The sequence below is a fragment of the Actinomycetota bacterium genome (assembly GCA_030682655.1).
Taxonomy (GTDB): Bacteria; Actinomycetota; Coriobacteriia; order Anaerosomatales; family JAUXNU01; genus JAUXNU01.
This window is the reverse complement of record JAUXNU010000182.1, coordinates 17,114-34,981: the sequence shown is the minus strand read 5'-3', so window position 1 is coordinate 34,981 and position 17,868 is coordinate 17,114. Positions and strand designations below refer to the sequence as shown.

The following is a 17,868-nucleotide window of genomic DNA, read 5'->3' as shown; positions in this document are numbered from 1 at the left end:
CAACGCCGAAGAGACGCCGATGGCGACCTTCCGCGCCGCGAAAGAGCGTCCAGCGCCCGATGTTGCGAGTTCAAGGGCCTTAGAAACGATCGACCTCCGTCGGCCACCTGAATCGCAGGCTATTTCCCGACAGGCTCCTAGTGGAAGACGCTTGACCGCCTCGCCGATGACCTCGAGGTTGCGCAATACGGCGTCCTGGGTTCGCTCATCCGTCGACCAGGCGATGTCATCAAGGCCCTCGACGTAGCGAGAAATCCTCTCACAGCGCTCAGCGATATCGGCGAGGTACACACGAATGTCACGCGACATACTTGACCTCGCGCATCACATGCTCCTTCAGCATCGGCTTCAGGGCAGCCGCACTCACGAGATCGACTGTCACGCCAAGCAACTGCTCGAGATAGTGCTTGAGACCCATGTAGTTCCGGAATGTCGGGCGCTCGAATTCCACGAGCACATCGAGATCACTATCGACCGCGGCATCTCCGCGAGCGCGCGAACCGAATACACCGAGGCGCGCAACGCCGAAGTCACGCCGTATCTCCCCCGCGTGCTGGCCAATCGCCCTGATCATCTCATCCGTGTCAGTCATACGTGCCTCCCGGGCAGACGTCGCTGCTTGAACAACAGTATATCGATACCGCCGACATGCGTTGGGCCGGGGACCGAATCCGCGGGACTTCGGTCTCTTGGCGGTTGCCTCCCTTGCCGGAAACGCAGGAACCGGCCCATGGGGACCGGTTCCAAGATTGAAGCAATGGTCGGGCTGACAGGATTTGAACCTGCGACCCCTTGACCCCCAGTCAAGTGCGCTACCAAACTGCGCCACAGCCCGATGATACGTTCTGCCTGCGGAAACGCTGTTGGCTGCTGGGGAATCAGCCAGCGTTTCCTGCCGCCTGGGGAAGTATAGGGGCGGTACAACCTTCGTGTCCATCCCCTGACGATGGAGTTGCCCCGTTCTCGTTGATACCTTAGGACCATGACACGGCGGCCAAGAGCCAACCCTACTCCAGTCTCCGCTCGACCTCGGCTGGAGACATGTCGCCCAGCGACAAGTGCCACCTGCACAGTCGTGGAAGCACTCGGCATAACGAAGGATCTCGAAACGGACAGACAGTCAGGAAACCACAGCACCGGCCGTGGCGTCCAGGGAGTCAGACCGACACGGGCTCTAGGATGCTTCGGACACGACCGCGTCGAGTTGTCGACGATCCAGACCCATCTCTTCAAACGGTTTCCTTCTCGTGCGATGAAGCAGCGCGAGATCCGCCGCTTCCCTCACGTCTTCCTTGGAAACGACGGCGCGCCCATGGTGCGCCGCGAGCGTCTTGGACGTCTTCGTCATGACAATGTCCGCCCGGTGACCTTGAACCCCCGATTCTATCGCTATCGTTGCGACCAACTTCAGCATCTCATCAGAGATCTCGATATCGTTCAGCATCCGCGTAGCCGATAGGATTCTCCCTCGTTCCGCCTCTTGGGCCTCCTCCCACTCGATGGCGAACGCGACCGGATCTGCTTCGTATCGCGAGCGCCGCTTGACGACTTCCACCCTCAGGTCGGCATCAACTATGCCCTCGATCTCGACGCACAGACCAAAGCGATCCAGAAGCTGTGGTCGCAACTCGCCCTCTTCGGGATTCATCGTGCCCACGAGCATGAATCGAGCGGGGTGCCAGTGGGAGACTCCCTCCCTCTCCACCACGTTCACGCCCATCGCCGCGGTGTCGAGCATCAGGTCAGCGAGGCTGTCGTCGAGAAGATTCACCTCATCGACGTAGAGGATGCCCCTGTGTGCCTCAGCCAGTATTCCTGGTTCGAACCTCTTCTCTCCCCTTCGTATCGCGTGCTCGATATCGAGCGTCCCAACCACACGGTCCTCCGTGGAGCTGACCGGCAGATCGACTACACGCGTCTTCCGGAAAGTGGAGTTCGGCTGTGAGCCATCTGTGGTCTTCTCCCTGCATTCCTCACACATGCTGTTCGCGTCAGCTGGATCGCAGCCGTAGACACACCCCTCAACCACCTCGATCTCGGGAAGAAGATCTGCCAGCGCCCTGGCTGCGGTGGACTTGGCAGTTCCCTTCTCGCCCCTGATCAGAACGCCACCTATCTTTGGGTTGATCGCATTCAGAATCAGGGCTCTTCTCATTCCCTCCTGACCGACGATCGCGGTGAACGGGTACGTCACTCGGTTGTGGTATGACATTCGTCTGCCCTTCGACTTGTGTTCAGCTCGCCAACGCTCTTCGATTCGCGACCTGCAACCAGGCACGTCGCTAGATGACACTCATCACCGCACCCACGATGCCCTCAGCTCTAAGCTCTTCGACCTTGGCGTATTGACCCCCAAGCACGCGAGCGATTTCCGCAGCCATCCCAAGCCTGATCAACCCGTCCTTCTCGGTGTCAATCACCAAGGTCTTGATGTCTTCCTCCTCCTCGATGGCTATCGCGACCTTCCGGGCTTCATCAAGGGGCTTCATGTCACTCATGCTGACGTTGGCTCTTCCATCCGTGATGAGGACGAGGAGTGGTGGAGTGTCGGGGTCCTTCCGCAAGTGCGTCTTGGCTACCTCATAGGCCCTTGCCAACCCAGATGACAGTGGGGTCTTCCCGCCAACAGGCATCTCTTCCAGCTTCCTCAGTGCCAGCTCCACGCTGTTGGTAGGCGGCAGCAGGAGTTCGGCGGAATTGCCCCTGAAGACCACCATTCCCACCCTGTCCCTCTTCTGATATGCATCAATGAGAAGAGAGAGGATCGCAGCTTTCGTCTCAATCATCCTGCGTTGCGCTCCCATTGAGCCGCTCGCATCGACAACGAAGATGAGGAAATTGCCCACCCGTTTCTCTCTGACCTTGTCGCGAATGTCGGCAGTCTCGATCAGAACGGCAAGCCCCTTCTCGAGCGCCCTCTCTCTCCTCGCGAGCTGATAGGGTGCAGCCGCTCGCAGCGTGGAATCGATTGCGATGTCCCGGCTGTCTCTTCTCTGGACGGCCTTGACGTACCGCCCCGACTTCGAGGCCGTCCTGGCTCTACTCCTTCGGCCTGAGCCGCGACGAAGCGCCCTCTTCTCCTTGGGAGCGATTCTTCGTACCTGATACGGCTTCCCTGTCGAAAAGACCTTGTCCTGCATCTGACCATCGGACGATTCCGTTTCGCCCTTCGCGCCTTGCGGATCCCGCGACTGTTCCATCTCGCCTTGTGCATCACGGTCTTGACTAGAGGGAGCCGCGGCTTCCTCGCGGGGCGCTGAATCACCCTTCGCCGCTTCCTCCTCTTCCTGCTGCTGGTCTTCATCCTGATGCTCGTGCTGATGCTCCTGATGCGGCTGAGACGGAGCATGGTCACGCCGCCGGTGAGGCAACACCAGCTCTGCCGCCGCCAAGATATCTTCCTCGGCCACTCGAACTCGGCCTTCCCAGGCCGCAATCGCTTTCGCGGTACGTTCCATGACGACATCGGCCCGATGACCGCTCACCGAGTTCTCCAAACAGACGGCGGCAATGAGACTGATGAGCTCGTCGGCAATCGTGACCGCCGCGACTGCTTGGCGAGCACGGACGATCCTCTCCCTCAACGCCGCCTCATCGGTCTCCCATCTCTCGGCGAAACCCGCGGGCTCTGCGTCGTAGGCCTCTCGTCGCCTCACGAGCTCTGCACGCCCGTCAAGCTCGAAGACACCTTCGACTTGGACACAGAGGCCAAAGCGGTCAAGGAGTTGCGGTCTCAACTCCCCTTCTTCGGGATTCATCGACCCCACAAGGACGATCTCAGCGGGATGCGCAAAGGAGACTCCCTCGCGTTCGACCCTGTTCACGCCGCTGGACGCGACATCCAGCAGGACGTCAACGATGTGATCGTCCAAGAGGTTGACCTCATCGATGTAGATAACGCCCCGGTGAGCGAGAGCGAGAACCCCTGGCTCGAAGCTCTTCACGCCTTCCTTGATGGCAAGCTCGAGGTTGATACTGCCCACAACGTTGTCCTCTGTGGCATTCAGGGGCAGGTTGATCAGACTCACCCTTCTCCTGCTTGCGGTCACGCGTCCAGTCCGCCCCATTTCTTCCGCGCAGTCACGACACATGCTCGTACGACTCGCGGGGTCGCAGCCGTACGAGCAACCGTCAACCACCTCGATATCCGGAAGCAAGCCCGCAAAAGCCCTCGCTGCCGTCGACTTGGCCGTCCCCTTGTCACCTCTGATCAGAACGCCGCCTATCTTGGGATCGATGGCATTGAGGATCAGAGCTCTCTTCATCGACCCCTGTCCCACGATGGCTGTGAACGGATACATCGAACTGAATCCAGCATCCGCCCTCGGATTCACACGTTCACTCATCAGTTGTCCCTCTCGAACAGATAGGCGCACAGGGACATCGCTGCGACCAAGAAGACACAGGCCAGGCAGATTCCCCAGACCGCGTTGGAGGTGTCCCCCGAGAGCATGATGTCCCGGGTCGCGCCGATTGCGTATGTCAGCGGATTGACCCTGGCAAAGGAGGCCAGCCAGCAGGGCATCTTATCGATCGGCATGAGAGCCGAACTTCCCATGAAGAGCGGGAGGCTGATCAGGCTCATGGTCGAGCCAAAAGCGTGCATGTCTCCCACCACGAAAGCGATCGATACGGACAGCGCCGAGAGACCCAGCGCAATGCACATCGTGTAGACCAAGATGACCAAGAAGCCAGCAAGCCCACCGCTGAACTTCACGCCGAGCAAAACGGCGGTCAACAGGACGGCCCCGAACTGCAAGAACGCCTTGGTGCTGGCCGCCAGCGTCTTGCCGATGGCCATCAGATACCTGGGCGCGGGCGTGGCGAATGCCTTCTTGAGATGACCCAGTTGTCTGTCCGAGGAGGTCAGCAAGCCTCCTTGCAGACAAGGGAATAGCACGGACATCACGACGATCGCTGGCGCTACATAGTCGAGATAACGTATGCCCTCCATGTGTATGGGCAGGGAGCCCACGACCGCAAGCCAGGCCACAGGCGTGACGATCGCCGCCACCAAGCCTGTCTTGTTCCTGAATTGGATGGTTCTGTCCCTGCGCCAGACATGGCTCACGACATCGAGTGCGGCAATCAACTCATGCTCCTTCTGGCCATCCGCTTGAGCTCCGCCCCTTCTGAGGCGCTCACGAGTTCCTGCGAACCGTCGACACACTCTAAGTACACGTCTTCGAGTTTGGGCCGCCTGATAGAGATGCTCTCAACCTCGACATCATGCGAGTGCAGGATTCCGGCGATCTTCGGCAAGGCGTGCCTTCCACCATTGGCAACGAGCGTCAGCCGCAGTCCTTCGACACTGACATCAGCGACTCGCGCGACATCCTTCATGACACTGTCTGAGAACAAGGGGCGGCAAAGATCGATCTGAATCGCCTCACCCCCGATCTCGGCAACAAGATCGCTTGGAGTGCCGCATCGCGCGATCTTGCCATGCGAGATGAAGGCAACTCGATTGCATAGCGCCTCGGCTTCATCCATGTAGTGTGTCGTCAGCAAACATGCGATCCCGTCGCTCGTCATGTTTCCGATCAGCTCCCACAGCCGACGGCGAGCGGCGACATCTAGGCCAAGGGTCGGCTCGTCCAAGAAGAGAACCTTCGGTCTGGTGAGCATGGCCTGAGCGAGTTCGAGTCTCCGCCTCATCCCCCCAGAGAAGAACTGCACCCTCTGATCGATCACGCTTTCGAGGCCAAGGAACTCGATGACCTGATCGATTCGGGCGATCTTGTCTCGACCCCGAATCCGAAAGAGCGACGCGTAGTAGTCCAAGTTGTCACGACCAGTGAGTGCGAAATCAACCGCCATCCCCTGGGGGACATAGCTGATCCTTCGCCTGACCTCCTTGGGACGTCGGAAGGCATCCAGGCCAGCCACAAAAGCCTCGCCGGAGGTCGGCCTCAAGAGGGTTGCAAGCATCAGGACCGTGGTCGTCTTGCCGGCGCCATTCGGGCCCAAGAGACCGAATATCTCACCCGACGCAATGTCGAAACTGACTCCGTCGACCGCAACCAAGTCCTTGAATCTCCTGGTCAGATTCGTCACCTTCACGACCGGGTCATTCCCTGGCATCTAGCACATCCCTAATCGCCTCTATCTGCTCTCCCCAGCCCTCTGCATCGTCGAACTCAACGATATCGGTCGCACCACCTTGGAAGTCACCTTCTATCCCATCCATGCGATCCTCGATCCAGCCTTCGATCTCCAGGTACTGGCTCCTCAGTTCGTCAAGCACGTCGGGATCCGCATCCCACAGACCTCTCTCTTTCGCCTCGAGCAACCTCCGTGCAATCTCCTCCATCGCCCATGGATTGTTCTCTTCGAAGAACTCCCTGTTCTCCTGATCGATCACGAAGGTCTTCGCGATGTCATCGAAGATCCAGTCGTCGACCTCACGGGTCGAAGCCGCATATCCGTAGACTCGACCGACTCGCTTGCTGATGTCGCCCGCACCCTTGTAGCCGTGCCGCTTCATCCCCTCGATCCATTTCGGATTGAGCAGCTTGGCTCTGGCAATCCGGCGGATCTCGTCCGCAAGGTCCCTCACCTCGGTGTGCTGCGGATCCCTCGTGTCACCGTAGTAGCCCTTCACCTCTCTTCCTGAGAAGTGGCGTGCGGCCGCGGTCAGTCCACCATGTGTGCCGAAATGACAGCAGCAGGCGAAGAGGTCTGACTCATCGGTGACAACCTTGTTGAAGGTGATGTCCACGGTCTGCAGACTCTGGGCAAGCTCGAGGAAGGACTCCTCGCCCCAGACACCACGTCCGTACGCATAGCCGTTCCACTTGATGAAGATCTCAGCAAGATCCTTCTCTTCCTTCCAAGCGGAGGCATAGACCGCGAGCTGGACTCCCGCCTGGTAGGACCCCGGCCTGGCACAGAAGATGCGCCGTGCGGCCTTTCTCAATTCTGCTTCGGAGGGAGCACTGTCCTTGTCACGCAGCACTCTCTCGAGCACGTGCTTTCGAACGTAGTTGTCCTCAGGTGGCTCATCCAGGGCAGCAACTGCCTGCACGGCATCGTCGACGACATCCATGCAGACTTGGAAGTTGTCTCTCGTTATTCCTGAGACCCTGATCGTCACGTCGATTCTTGGACGCCCCAATTCCGACGAAGGCGTGATCTCGAATCCATGCAATCGACCGTTCGGTTTCCAAATCGGCTCTACTCCAAGGAGGGCGAATATCTGCGACATACCCTCGCCATCTGCCCACATGATGTCCGTACACATCCAGTAGATGGCGACATTCTCTGGATAGCGCCCCTCCTCGTCCAGATGTTTGGCGATCAAGGCCTCGGCCAGTCTCTGCCCGACCCGCCAGGCCGCCTTCGTTGGCACACGCTGGGGATCCAAGGAGTAGAAGTTCCTCCCTGTCGGCAAGACGTCATCACGCCCGCGCGTTATGAGACCGGACGGACCGCTCTCGACATAACCGCCAGAGAAGCCATTCAGCAGAGCGCCAATCTCATCCGACTCATCGACGCGACGCGCCAAGTCGAGCACCCGAGCCCGAAGATCATGGAGTTTGGAGATCGCGCCGCGATGGAGCAGCCGCTCTCCCAGCACCTTGCGCGCGCTCTCTTCCAGACTGTCACTTGCATCCTGCTGAATCATGAGGCCATCAGACACCTTCATCACCCCAACATCGCTGAGTCTTGTTCGGCGCCCGGAAGCCCGAGGAATTCCCTCACGAGGGCCTTCGCATGGTCCTGGCTCTGCTCCAGAATCCGCCCGTAGCTGATCCGGAACCCTGAGTGCACCTCGCCCTGGTGCTCGAGTGCGTAGGCGAGATCGATTCCCATCAGCTCCAGCACGACACTCCTCAGAGACGCCTTCTCGCCGTCGTCATACCGCATTACCGATGCGATCAGATCGACAAGCCGGTCTTCCTTCGGCAGATCGCCGAAGATGTGCATCCCGTCCTGAACTTGCGTCGTTCGAATGAGGGAGAGGGCTTCGTGTGCACATCTCACAATCTCGTCGAAGGGAAGTCCCTCGATGGGGCCAAGTGCTGAGAGAAGATCAGCGTTCTCCAAGTCCTCCAGAATCACGTGCTGCAGGACGTGAGCCCTACCCGGATCGGCGAGGCGCGTCTTCTCGTACTCGGCAAGCGCCTCGTCGAGCGCCGCCAACTCCTCGTAGAGCCCGCCTTCGACGAGAACCGTCTGCATGTGATCGACGAGTGTCGCATAGCTCCTTCGCTTGGCTATCGTCCCTTCCGGCGGATTGTCCGCGTTGTATACGTAGAGGTGCGGCAGGGTCCCGATGTTGATGTCGGGACAGCAGTCTGCGGAAAGACCGACACTCTTCCCAGGCAGGAACTCAAGATTCCCGTGGGTTCCCACATGCACTATTGCGTCCGCGCCGAACTCGTCCTCCAGATAGCGATAGGTCGCAAGATACTGATGTGGAGGGGGCACGTCCGGATCGTGAAGGATCTTGCAGACTTGACCGTCGCAGCGGGCGCCCGCACATCCACGTTTCGGTTGCACGCAGACGACGGCGCTTCCCAGCTCTATGCCGGTGACTACGATGCGGCCCTCATGCACCATGGCTGGAGGAACCCCGTCTTTCAACTCGCCCGGGGGATCGCCCCAAGCTTCGCAGATCCTCTCTCTCACGCCAGGACCCAGCTGTTCGAACCACTCTTTGTAGCGGTCGACATCGACGCAGGCAAGCGCTCCACCTCTCGCAACGATCTCCTCCACGGGCGTCCAGCGAAACTCCGAGATAGCCTTCTTCTCCATGATCATCTCGATGAGTGCTTTGCCGTCCGCAGGTGGATCGACCCGATACCCCGCGTTCTTCATCTGGTGAAGAATCCGCGAGACGCTCTCAAGGGTGTCGAGATGTGCTCCCGCACCGACGGTCGCCTCCACGCTGGCACACGGGTTGTTGTGCAGAATGAAGGCTATCTTGCGCTCCTCGACAGGTTTGTTGCGCAACGCCAACCACCGGCTGATGCGAGCAGCGACCTTGGCACATCGATCTCCCACGGGCACCCTTATGTCGACCTGCGCGCCTGTCTCTTCATCGAGCTCCTTCTTCAGGCCACCGATGATGAGAGGTTCGATCACTCCCTCGAACTCGGGCATCGCGATCGACCATCCAACCTCGGACGACAAGCCCTGCCGGTCGTCGGCCCAGTCCTCGACCGTCCGATAGTAGGAAGCCACGGGCTCGAAGATCGGGATGTTCATGCGCTTGGAGAGTTCCACTCCAGGTAGAGCGCCGTCCTGCTTCCCGGAAGCCCCCCTTGCCGAACCGAGGAAGAAGAAGACCAGCTTGACGAGCGCGTCGATCCGAAGTTCACCGTCAACGATGAAGAAGTCTTCGACGACACCAGCCATAGATCTAGTGCCCAGGCTCTCGTCGCTCAGCGAATAGCAGAACGCCGGTATCACGTTGAGGCCCTTGAGTTCCAGTTCCTCAATCAGGGCTGTCTCCACACTCAGGTCTCCCGACAGCCAGGCCGAGCGACTCGTGAGCAAACCCACGAACGCAGCCGGCTTCGGTTGGTACCAAGCCAGGTAGTCCTCGGTCCGCTCGAAGTGCAGCTTCGCTCGAGGATGCCACACACCCTCCCAAGGCTCTGATCTCGGCGGCAGGTAGTAGCAGCCGGTCTTCAAGACCTCGCTGGCCAGGAAGTTGAACAGTTGGAAGCAGTTCTCCTCTCCTCCGTGGGTGAGGTAGAGGCTGCATGTCTCCACCACAGTGGGCTCGACGGTGGACAGAAGCCAAAGACCCGGATCGGACCCGAGAGAGATGATGGGTTTCTTCTCCCCAACCTCCCTCACCTTGGCTTCGATCCGATCCCAGACCGGCTCACTCGAGCGATACAGCATGACCAGGTCAGCACAATCGATTGCCGCCAGCGCCTCATCGACCAGCTCCGGTTGTCGCCCCAAGATCTTGGACGAGAACATGGAGAATTCTATTCCGCTGATTCTCTTCGCAGCTCGAAGCATCAAGGGCATCTGAGAGCCCCAAACTATGCATGTGATTCTCAATTGCGTACCCCTTCTGTCGTCGGGAGACCTTCCGGCTTCTCGCGACTAGTTGAGCTCCGGATGTATGGCCTTGAAGAAATTGCCCATACCCAGCTTGATCCTGGGACCTGCCCAGCACTCCTGCCAATGGATCGCATAGACCTTGTTCTGTGTCACGGCCTTGATGGTTTGCCAACCTGTCTGCGTCTTGATCTTCTGTATGGTCGCAGCCTTCGCCTCGGCCTCGGTCATGGTCCCCAACGTGAAGAGCCCGATGATGATATCGGGGTTCTGCGCTACGAGCGACTCGGGAGCTATCGTGCCCATGGGCGTGGAGCCCGGGAAGACGTTTCTACCACCGCTGGCTCGCAGCAGAGCTCCTTCGCGGGACTCATCGCCCCATGTGTACATCTTGTTTGAGCCGAAGTAGACGATCCCTACGGTGGGCTTCTGACTGGCCGACAACTTGTTGGTGACGTTGGTGATCCTGGTGCATTCTGCACGAAGGTCGGCTACCAAGGCACTCGCACTGTCAGGAGCGCCGCCCATGTCACCGACGCGTTCAATCATGTCGAAGATGCCCTCTACGGTAAGCGGGTAGTTGTAGGAGAGCACCGTGAGCCCGATCCTCTCGGCCTCCGGAACCCAGCGACGGAAGGTCGTCGAGCCTGAGATCGCGACCAAGTCCGGCTTGAGTTCGACCATCTTCTCAAGACTCGGAGTGCCCATTGAGCCGAGGGCCGGAAGACTGAGCGCTTCAGGAGGATACGAGAGGTTGTCGGCCCTGCCTACTACTTTGCTCCCAAGTCCACAGGCAAACAGTATCTCGGTCGACGCAGTGTCCATGCAGACTATCCGTTGGGGCTGGACGGGAATCCTGACGACCCTTCCGCTGTCGTCAGTGACGACCCTCGTTTCCGAACCCGCACCACCGGGCTTCTCCGAAGATCCTTGATTCCCGGCCCCTGCCACTGTGTTGTTCCAACCCCCGGAGCCTCCTTTGGAGCCGCTCCCAGACGTGCCAGCGCTCCCAGACGTGCCAGCGCTCCCAAGCGCGTCAGCGCTCCCAAACGCGTCCAGTGATCCACCATTCTTGTCGGCGAAAACAATCTGCGGCGCCTCACTCGCGGAGCCCCCTCCGGCCAAGCGGCTGTATCCGAAGAGCCCGATGGCCAGCACAGCTGTGCAGATCGCCGCCAAGATAGCGACTGTCTTCCCTTTCCCTGCAAGCGTTAATCCAAGCATGAACAGTACCTCCTTCGGTTGACGCTGTGCCACAACAAGCCCCGTGCTGGTAACTAGCGACCGATAGCTACCCAGTTGACCACGGCGGTCGAACCAGCCCCGCTGAACGCCATGACCTTGAAGCCCACCTTGCCGACGGCACTGCTCGTTGCCGTTCCTTGGACGTTCACGATGCTGGCGTCGTCATCACTGACGCCGCCCAAGCAGACGATGATCATCGGGGTGGCCGTGAACTTGGCGGCCGAGAAGTCAATCGCCACTGACACGGTGCCGAGCGCGTCAGTCGGCACGGTGACCGAACCCGTATACGAGACGGGTATGCTGGCAGCCAACAGATCCTTGGTGACTGCCCCATTCTGGATGTTCTTGGTCGCCACAGCGCTTGTTGCCAGCTTGGCGTTCGTGACGGCCGCGTCGTCTAGGTTGATAGTCCAGACCATACCCGCGCCGATGTCCGTGGTCTGTATCGTGCCGTCGAGGATCTGATAGGAGTTCACGGCATTGGGACCGATCTTCTCGTGTGTGATGATGTAGTCTGCGAGGTTCGCCGTCTGGATCGTCCCCTCGGCAATCTCCATATTGGTGATGGCACCGGCAGCGATGTCTTCCGCGACGATCGTGCACGCCTTGATCTTCGAGCTTGTGATGGCGCCGTCCGCGATCTTGTCCGCTACGATCGCGTTGTTCTGGATCTTGGCCCTCGTCACGGCGCCGTCAGCGATGTCAGCGGGACGAATCGTCTTGTCCTCAATCTCGGTGGTCGTGATGGCACCGCTGGCAATGTTGTCTGTGTCGATAGTGCCTCTCACGATCGAGGATCCCGTCACTGCCCCGTTGCCGATCTTCCCGTAGGTGACGGCCCCGCCCGCGATCTCTCCAGAGGTGACAGCCCCGCCCGCGATCTTCCCGTAGGTGACGGCCCCGGTGGCTATCTTCGAAGAGGTGACGGCCCCGGTGCCTATCTTCACGCCTATGACCGCACCGTCCACGAGTTTGGCGCCTGTCACAGCTGTGTCTGCGATCTTGTCCGCCGTAACGGCGCCCATTGCCAGATTGTTGGCCTCGACGTAGTCATCGGGAAGAACCAGCTCGATCGTCGGCTGAACCGGTTCCTTGCTGGCATTGGCACTCGAACCTGCGCAGCCAGAGGCCACAGGCGCAACCACGCCGACGAGGAACAGTGCCAACACGGTCCATCTTGCTCTCACGCGACTCGACATCCCTTGTCCTCCTATCTCAATCAAACCCACTACTAGACCTGCTGGTCCGTGACCCCTTTGACCAGAACGTGCGGATACCCGTCTGCGCTCTCAGTCACTTCCGCATCGACCTCGAAGACATCGGCGATGTTCTCGGGGGTCAGGACTTCTGACGTGGTGCCGATGGCATGAACCGATCCTCGATTCAAGAGAAGCAGCCGGTCGCAGAAGCGGACTGCCAAGTTCAGGTCGTGAAGGACAACAACAGAGGTAAGCTGCCTGTCCCGGGTCAGCTCCCGCAAGAGAGCCAACACCCTCATCTGGTACTTCGGGTCGAGATGAGCCGTCGGTTCGTCAAGCAGGAGGATCTTCGTTTCTTGAGCCAGCGCTCTCGAAAGAGCCACCAGCTGCCTTTCGCCACCACTGAGCTCTCCCATGGAACGTTCGCGAAGGTGGCCGACGCCCACGAGCTCCATGGACGCCTCGCAGATCCTCACATCTTCCGGCGTTTCGAAGGAGAAGAAGCCATCGAGATGCGGATAGCGACCCATGAGCACGACATCGAAGACCTTGAAGGCACCCCCATACTCAGCAAGCTGTGGCACCACGCCGACGAGCCTGGCCACTTCCTTTCTGGTCATGCTGTGCAAGTCGCGACGCTCGGTCCCGGCCCCGCAAACCACCTTTCCGACAGAGATGCGAAGAACGGCGCTGAGCGCTTTGAGCAGTGTCGTCTTCCCAGTTCCGTTGGGTCCGATCACCCCGCTGACTTCGCCTTCATGCAGCTTGAAGGACGCGTTGTGTATGACGGGTCGCGATTCGTAGCCGATTTCGACGCCCTGTGCTTCAAGCATCACTACTCACCCCACCAGCTGAAGGTCTTTTTCTTTCTCAGCAGGTAAATGAAGTAGGGGACTCCCACTAGCGAAGTGATGATGCCGATCGGCATCTCGACGGGATACGTGATTACCCGAATCACCGCGTCTATGGCTACGAGATACAGACCGCCCGCCAAGACGCACGCCGGGAGCAAGACCCTGTGGTCAACCCCGACAAGCATTCTGAGCAGGTGGGGTACGAGCAAACCGACGAAACCGATGATTCCGCTGACCGCAACAGTTGCCGCAGTCACGATGGCGCTCAGGACCATAATCACCAACTTGATCACTTGAACATCAATCCCGAGGTGAGCCGCAGTCTCCTCACCGAAGTACAAAGCGTTCAGCTCCTTGGAGAACAACATGACTCCCCCCGCCCCGAGAATGGCCGGCAATGCCATGATCTTGAGATCCGTCCACCCCGCTGCCGAGAACGAACCCATGATCCAGACAACAAGGTCCTTAGTGACCTCGGCAGGGGCCACATACTTGAGAAAGGAGACGACCGCCTGCAGCAAGAAACCGATAGCGATACCCGCGAGAAGCAAGGTCTCTGAACGGACTCTCCTGCCGGTTCTCGCAATGGAGTAGACAAGCAGAATCGCCCCCATGGCGCCAAGGAAGGCCATCCCCTGTACCGCGAAGTAGCCGAAGAGCCCCACCCCGACACCCATCACCATCGCGAGTGCAACGCCGCAAAGGGCTCCAGCAGATACTCCGAGCGTGTACGGCTCAGCCAGCGGGTTCCGAAACAGGCCCTGCATCGCGGCTCCAACCACGGCAAGACTCCCGCCCACCAGGAAGGCCAGCAGTACCCTCGGCAGTCTCAAACTCATGACCACGATCACCTGCTCGGCATTCCAAGAAGGCGTGACCAACGACTTCACGAATGGCATGTGGCCGAGCAGGATATTGACGACTGTCGCAACTTGGATCTTCATCGGGCCGACCATGATGGCCGGAATCATGACCGCTGGTATCGCGATGATGGCAACAGCCCCAAGCCAGCGCACGGTCGCGGATCTGGTTCGCGGCTCGGCCGTGCGGATGACCTCCGCCTCGGTGGATTGTGAGGAGCACCCAGTGTCGGTGCCTCGCGAACCGGTCCTACTCACGGTCTTGGGCTCCCCGACGTTTGCTCATTGTGGTTCGTCGTCCTTACCCTGTCGGTCTTCTGTATGACGCTCGAGAATGCCTCGAGTCCCTGCACGATTCGAGGATTGGCCCACGTTAGCTGCTGGTCGATCGCATAGATGTGCCGATTCTTGACTGCGTCCAGCTCCCCCCAGCCCGCCGTGCTCACGACTTGCTCGATTGCCGCGGTAGCCGCTTTCTTGTCGTCTTCGCCCTGCTTCGAATACAGGACGACAACGACCTGCGGGTTCTGTTCGACCACCGCTTCAGGACTGACGTAACCGAAATAGGCGGACTTCCCCTCGGAGGCGGGTAGTCTGTCGGCGAGCACTTTTCGTCCGCCGGTCAGCCTCACGAGATCTCCTTCGCGAGATCTGTCGCCGTACGTACCGAGCTTGGCTCCGAAGTAGGTGATGACAAGAACTCGCGGCTTCTCGCCTTCGGACAGGCCCTCAACGCGACTCGCAACCACATCGGCTTGGTGCTGAAGATCGCTCGCGAGCGTAACAGCAGCGTCACCCGAGCCGACCATCTTCCCGACTTGCTTGATATGCTCGAAGACCTCATGAAGATCGGACGGGTAGTCGAAGGTCAGGACTTTCAGACCGGATTCTTCCGCCTGAGGAACCCAGTCCCGGAAGCCCTCTGAGCTTGTGATCATGACGAAATCGGGTTTGAGCCCGACCATCTTCTCGATGTCGGGGTTGTTGATGTCGCCGACGTCGGCAACCTTGAGAGCCTCGGGCGGGAACTCGAGGTGCTCCGGGCGGCCCACGACCCTGTCACCCAGACCCAGCCCAAACAGTATCTCGATGGATGATGAGTCCAACGCAATGATTCGCTGTGGAGCACTCGGTATCTCAACCCTTCTGCCTGCGTCGTCTACGACCCCTTGAAAGCGATCGGGTGTACACCCACCCAGTGCACTCACACTCACTGTGATGGCCAGCAGCAGCCACATGCCTCCACACACGCGGCGAGGCTCCAGCCCCTGGTAACATGATCGACCTTGTCTGGACCGAACCCATTCCGAGGCGACCTGCACCCATCTCCTGCTACTCATCAGGGGAACTCCCCGCTGCAACGGTCGGCGTGTACAAGCATCCAGCACCAGCGAGCGAGCCCGAAGCGCCTCCGCCCTGACACAGCGTGCTACGAATTGACCACTCGTGCCACGCCCTCGGCAATACTAGTCTCGGTAGCACGTGTTGTCAATGCGTGTTACTCGACGACGCACGGCAACCGAGGACCAGTGTTGTGTGACCGGAGTATCTTGACGGGTTTCGTGTGGTCTGGGGCAAGGGGCCGTGGACTCACACGAGTGTCCTCACGGTGCCGGAGCACGATGCCGAGGTGCTGTGGCGACGCGTTCGAGCGAAGCCCTTTCCGGCACGGGTGGTGCAGTGCCCCCGCGACTGCCCGCATCCACCCGTCAGGACATCCTGGCGGTCACGCTCTCGCCCCCACCCGAGCGTCTGGGCGTGACGCACTGGTCGTCAAGACTGCTCGGCAAACATCTCGGAATCAGCCACATGACAGTCCTGGCAGATGAGTCGCTTTCCTCATCTACCAGGGCGTTCCCGTCTGGACGACTGTTAACCCCCAGTCAAGTGCGCTACCAAACTGCGCCACAGCCCGATGCCCGCCTTCCGGCGACGAGACAGTATGCTACGGCTCCGAACCGCCCGGCTCAAGAGGCTTCTGGACCCCTGACACGACACGCCGACCCGGGACAGCGAGCTACCCCGGCTCAGCCGCAACCCGGCCCCCCGGTGATGCCGCCCCGGTACACGAGCACGTCCACATCCTCCAGCGTGATGAGTCCGTCCCCGATCATCTCGGAGTACACCTCCGCCAGCGCGGTGATCCGGTCTGCAACGTCGATCACCGTCACAACCAGCGGCAGGTCCACCGACATGCGCATGCCGTGACGTGCATGTTCGCGACTGGTTGCCCCGAATCCCGCTACGCCGCGAAGCACCGTTGCACCCGCAACTCCGGCGACGCGCGCTTGCTCAACGAGCATCTCGTGTAGAGGCTTGCCATCGTAGGTGTCCGCCTCGCCGATGTAGACGGATAGTCTCTTCACAGGTCCCTGCATGTTCACGTTCGCTCCTCTCCACCCGGTCGCCCGCGACGGCCATACACAGCAGCCACCCTGTCGAGCAGTTCGCGGGCAATCGCTCTCTTGCCAAGGACAGGCAGTTCCTCGGCATGTTCGTGATCTACGATCGTGACCCGGTTGACGTCGCTTCCGAATCCGAGTCCGGGCGCGGACACGTCGTTGGCGACGATCATGTCGAGGTTCTTCTCGGCCAGCTTGGTTCGTGCATAGCCAAGGACGTCCTCGGTCTCGGCAGCGAACCCGACGAGCACCCGGTTGCCCTTGTCCGCCCCAAGCTCCGCGAGAATGTCAGGGTTCGGCACCAGGCGGACCTCGCCGGGGACAGCGCCCTTCTTGAGCTTGCCGGCCGCCGGTGCTTCGGCTCGGAAATCGGACACCGCAGCCGTGGCGATCACGATGTCGACGCCGGAGTACGCCGAGCTCACCGCATCCCGCATCTCCAGCGCGGTGGTGACGCGAAATGTAGTGACGCCGAACGGGTCCGGAAGGACGGTCGGCCCCGACACGAGCGTGACCTTCGCTCCTCGGCGGGCTGCCTCCTCGGCGATAGCATAGCCGGTCTTGCCGCTCGACCGATTGCCGAGGAACCGGACCCCGTCGATCGGCTCGAAGGTCGGACCCGCGGTGACGAGAACGCTCGCGCCCTCGAGATCTTCGGTGCGCAAGAGTTCGGCGCGCACGACTTCGGCGATCTCGGCGGTCGGCGCAAGACGCCCCTCGCCCACATCTCCGCAGGCCAGATCGCCCGAGTCCGGTCCCACGATCACCGCACCACGAGCGCGCAACGTCTCGATGTTGGCCTGTGTCGCCTCGGCACGCCACATGTGCGTATTCATGGCCGGGGCTATGACGAGAGTGGCTTCTGTGGCCAGCGCGGTGGTCGTCAGTATGTCGTCCGCGCGTCCGTGCGCGATCTTGGCTATGACGTTCGCCGTGCAGGGAGCGATGACGAACACATCCGCCTCCTGCGCGAGCGAGATGTGGTGGACCGGGGCGGAACCCGGATCGTCCCAAAGCGATGCGGCCACGGGCTCGTTTGTGAGAGCGCGCATGGTCAGTGGGCCAACGAAGTTGGTCGCAGCCTCTGTCATCACGACCTTCACACGCGCGTCTGATCGCACCAGCTCGCGCACAAGCTCACACGACTTGTACGCCGCGATGCAGCCCGTGACGCCGACCAGCACGGTCCGTTTGGTCCCGGAGGAGTCTTGTCCATTCTCTGTTGCCATTCAGGGATTATCGCACGGGCGCGCCCTGATGCCGCCAAACGGGAAGAATGGATAGC

The 17,868-nt window shown here is 60.2% G+C and carries 15 protein-coding genes and 1 tRNA gene; all 16 read right to left on the bottom strand.

Going from position 1 to position 17,868, the window contains the following annotated elements; genetic code table 11:
• Positions 1–309, bottom strand: a 309-nt coding sequence (locus Q8K99_12160) for a DUF86 domain-containing protein (protein MDP2183308.1), incomplete at its 3' end; no start/stop codon positions are given.
• The gene (locus tag Q8K99_12155) at positions 299–592 is read right to left on the bottom strand and encodes a nucleotidyltransferase family protein (GenBank protein ID MDP2183307.1); all 294 of its coding nucleotides are present in this window, start codon (positions 590–592) and stop codon (positions 299–301) included. The genes Q8K99_12155 and Q8K99_12160, both read right to left, overlap by 11 nt.
• 166 nt (positions 593–758) lie before the next feature.
• Positions 759–835 (bottom strand) — tRNA-Pro (locus tag Q8K99_12150).
• A 339-nt stretch (positions 836–1,174) separates the two neighbouring features.
• On the bottom strand, positions 1,175–2,212 hold the full coding sequence (locus Q8K99_12145) for an ATP-binding protein (protein ID MDP2183306.1): 1,038 nt from the start codon (positions 2,210–2,212) through the stop codon (positions 1,175–1,177).
• Positions 2,213–2,282: 70 nt separating this feature from the next.
• The gene (locus tag Q8K99_12140) at positions 2,283–4,346 is read right to left on the bottom strand and encodes a putative cobaltochelatase (GenBank protein MDP2183305.1); all 2,064 of its coding nucleotides are present in this window, start codon (positions 4,344–4,346) and stop codon (positions 2,283–2,285) included.
• Positions 4,346–5,092: an ABC transporter permease gene (locus Q8K99_12135; GenBank protein MDP2183304.1), complete on the bottom strand. Its 747-nt coding sequence runs from the start codon at positions 5,090–5,092 to the stop codon at positions 4,346–4,348. The genes Q8K99_12140 and Q8K99_12135 overlap by 1 nt, the downstream gene beginning before the upstream one ends.
• The gene (locus Q8K99_12130) at positions 5,089–6,084 is read right to left on the bottom strand and encodes an ABC transporter ATP-binding protein (GenBank protein ID MDP2183303.1); all 996 of its coding nucleotides are present in this window, start codon (positions 6,082–6,084) and stop codon (positions 5,089–5,091) included. Before Q8K99_12130 ends, Q8K99_12135 begins: the two co-directional genes overlap by 4 nt.
• A complete protein-coding gene (locus Q8K99_12125; GenBank protein MDP2183302.1) occupies positions 6,071–7,642 on the bottom strand; it encodes a cobaltochelatase subunit CobN in 1,572 nt (523 codons plus the stop codon). Before Q8K99_12125 ends, Q8K99_12130 begins: the two co-directional genes overlap by 14 nt.
• 5 nt (positions 7,643–7,647) lie before the next feature.
• A complete protein-coding gene (locus tag Q8K99_12120; protein MDP2183301.1) occupies positions 7,648–9,939 on the bottom strand; it encodes a cobaltochelatase subunit CobN in 2,292 nt (763 codons plus the stop codon).
• Between the two features lie 129 nt (positions 9,940–10,068).
• Positions 10,069–10,848, bottom strand: coding sequence for an ABC transporter substrate-binding protein (locus Q8K99_12115; GenBank protein ID MDP2183300.1), 780 nt, complete (start codon positions 10,846–10,848; stop codon positions 10,069–10,071).
• A 452-nt stretch (positions 10,849–11,300) separates the two neighbouring features.
• A complete protein-coding gene (locus tag Q8K99_12110) occupies positions 11,301–12,467 on the bottom strand; it encodes a hypothetical protein (GenBank protein ID MDP2183299.1) in 1,167 nt (388 codons plus the stop codon).
• A gap of 32 nt (positions 12,468–12,499) precedes the next feature.
• Positions 12,500–13,300, bottom strand: a complete 801-nt coding sequence (locus Q8K99_12105; GenBank protein MDP2183298.1) for an ABC transporter ATP-binding protein — start codon at positions 13,298–13,300, stop codon at positions 12,500–12,502.
• 2 nt (positions 13,301–13,302) lie between these two features.
• A complete protein-coding gene (locus Q8K99_12100) occupies positions 13,303–14,439 on the bottom strand; it encodes an iron ABC transporter permease (protein MDP2183297.1) in 1,137 nt (378 codons plus the stop codon).
• A complete protein-coding gene (locus Q8K99_12095) occupies positions 14,436–15,431 on the bottom strand; it encodes an ABC transporter substrate-binding protein (GenBank protein MDP2183296.1) in 996 nt (331 codons plus the stop codon). The genes Q8K99_12100 and Q8K99_12095 overlap by 4 nt, the downstream gene beginning before the upstream one ends.
• A 777-nt stretch (positions 15,432–16,208) precedes the next feature.
• On the bottom strand, positions 16,209–16,559 hold the full coding sequence (locus Q8K99_12090) for a DUF190 domain-containing protein (protein MDP2183295.1): 351 nt from the start codon (positions 16,557–16,559) through the stop codon (positions 16,209–16,211).
• A gap of 2 nt (positions 16,560–16,561) precedes the next feature.
• Entirely contained in the window at positions 16,562–17,812 is a 1,251-nt protein-coding gene (gene coaBC / locus Q8K99_12085) for a bifunctional phosphopantothenoylcysteine decarboxylase/phosphopantothenate--cysteine ligase CoaBC (protein MDP2183294.1), read from the bottom strand.
• Positions 17,813–17,868: the final 56 nt, after the last annotated feature.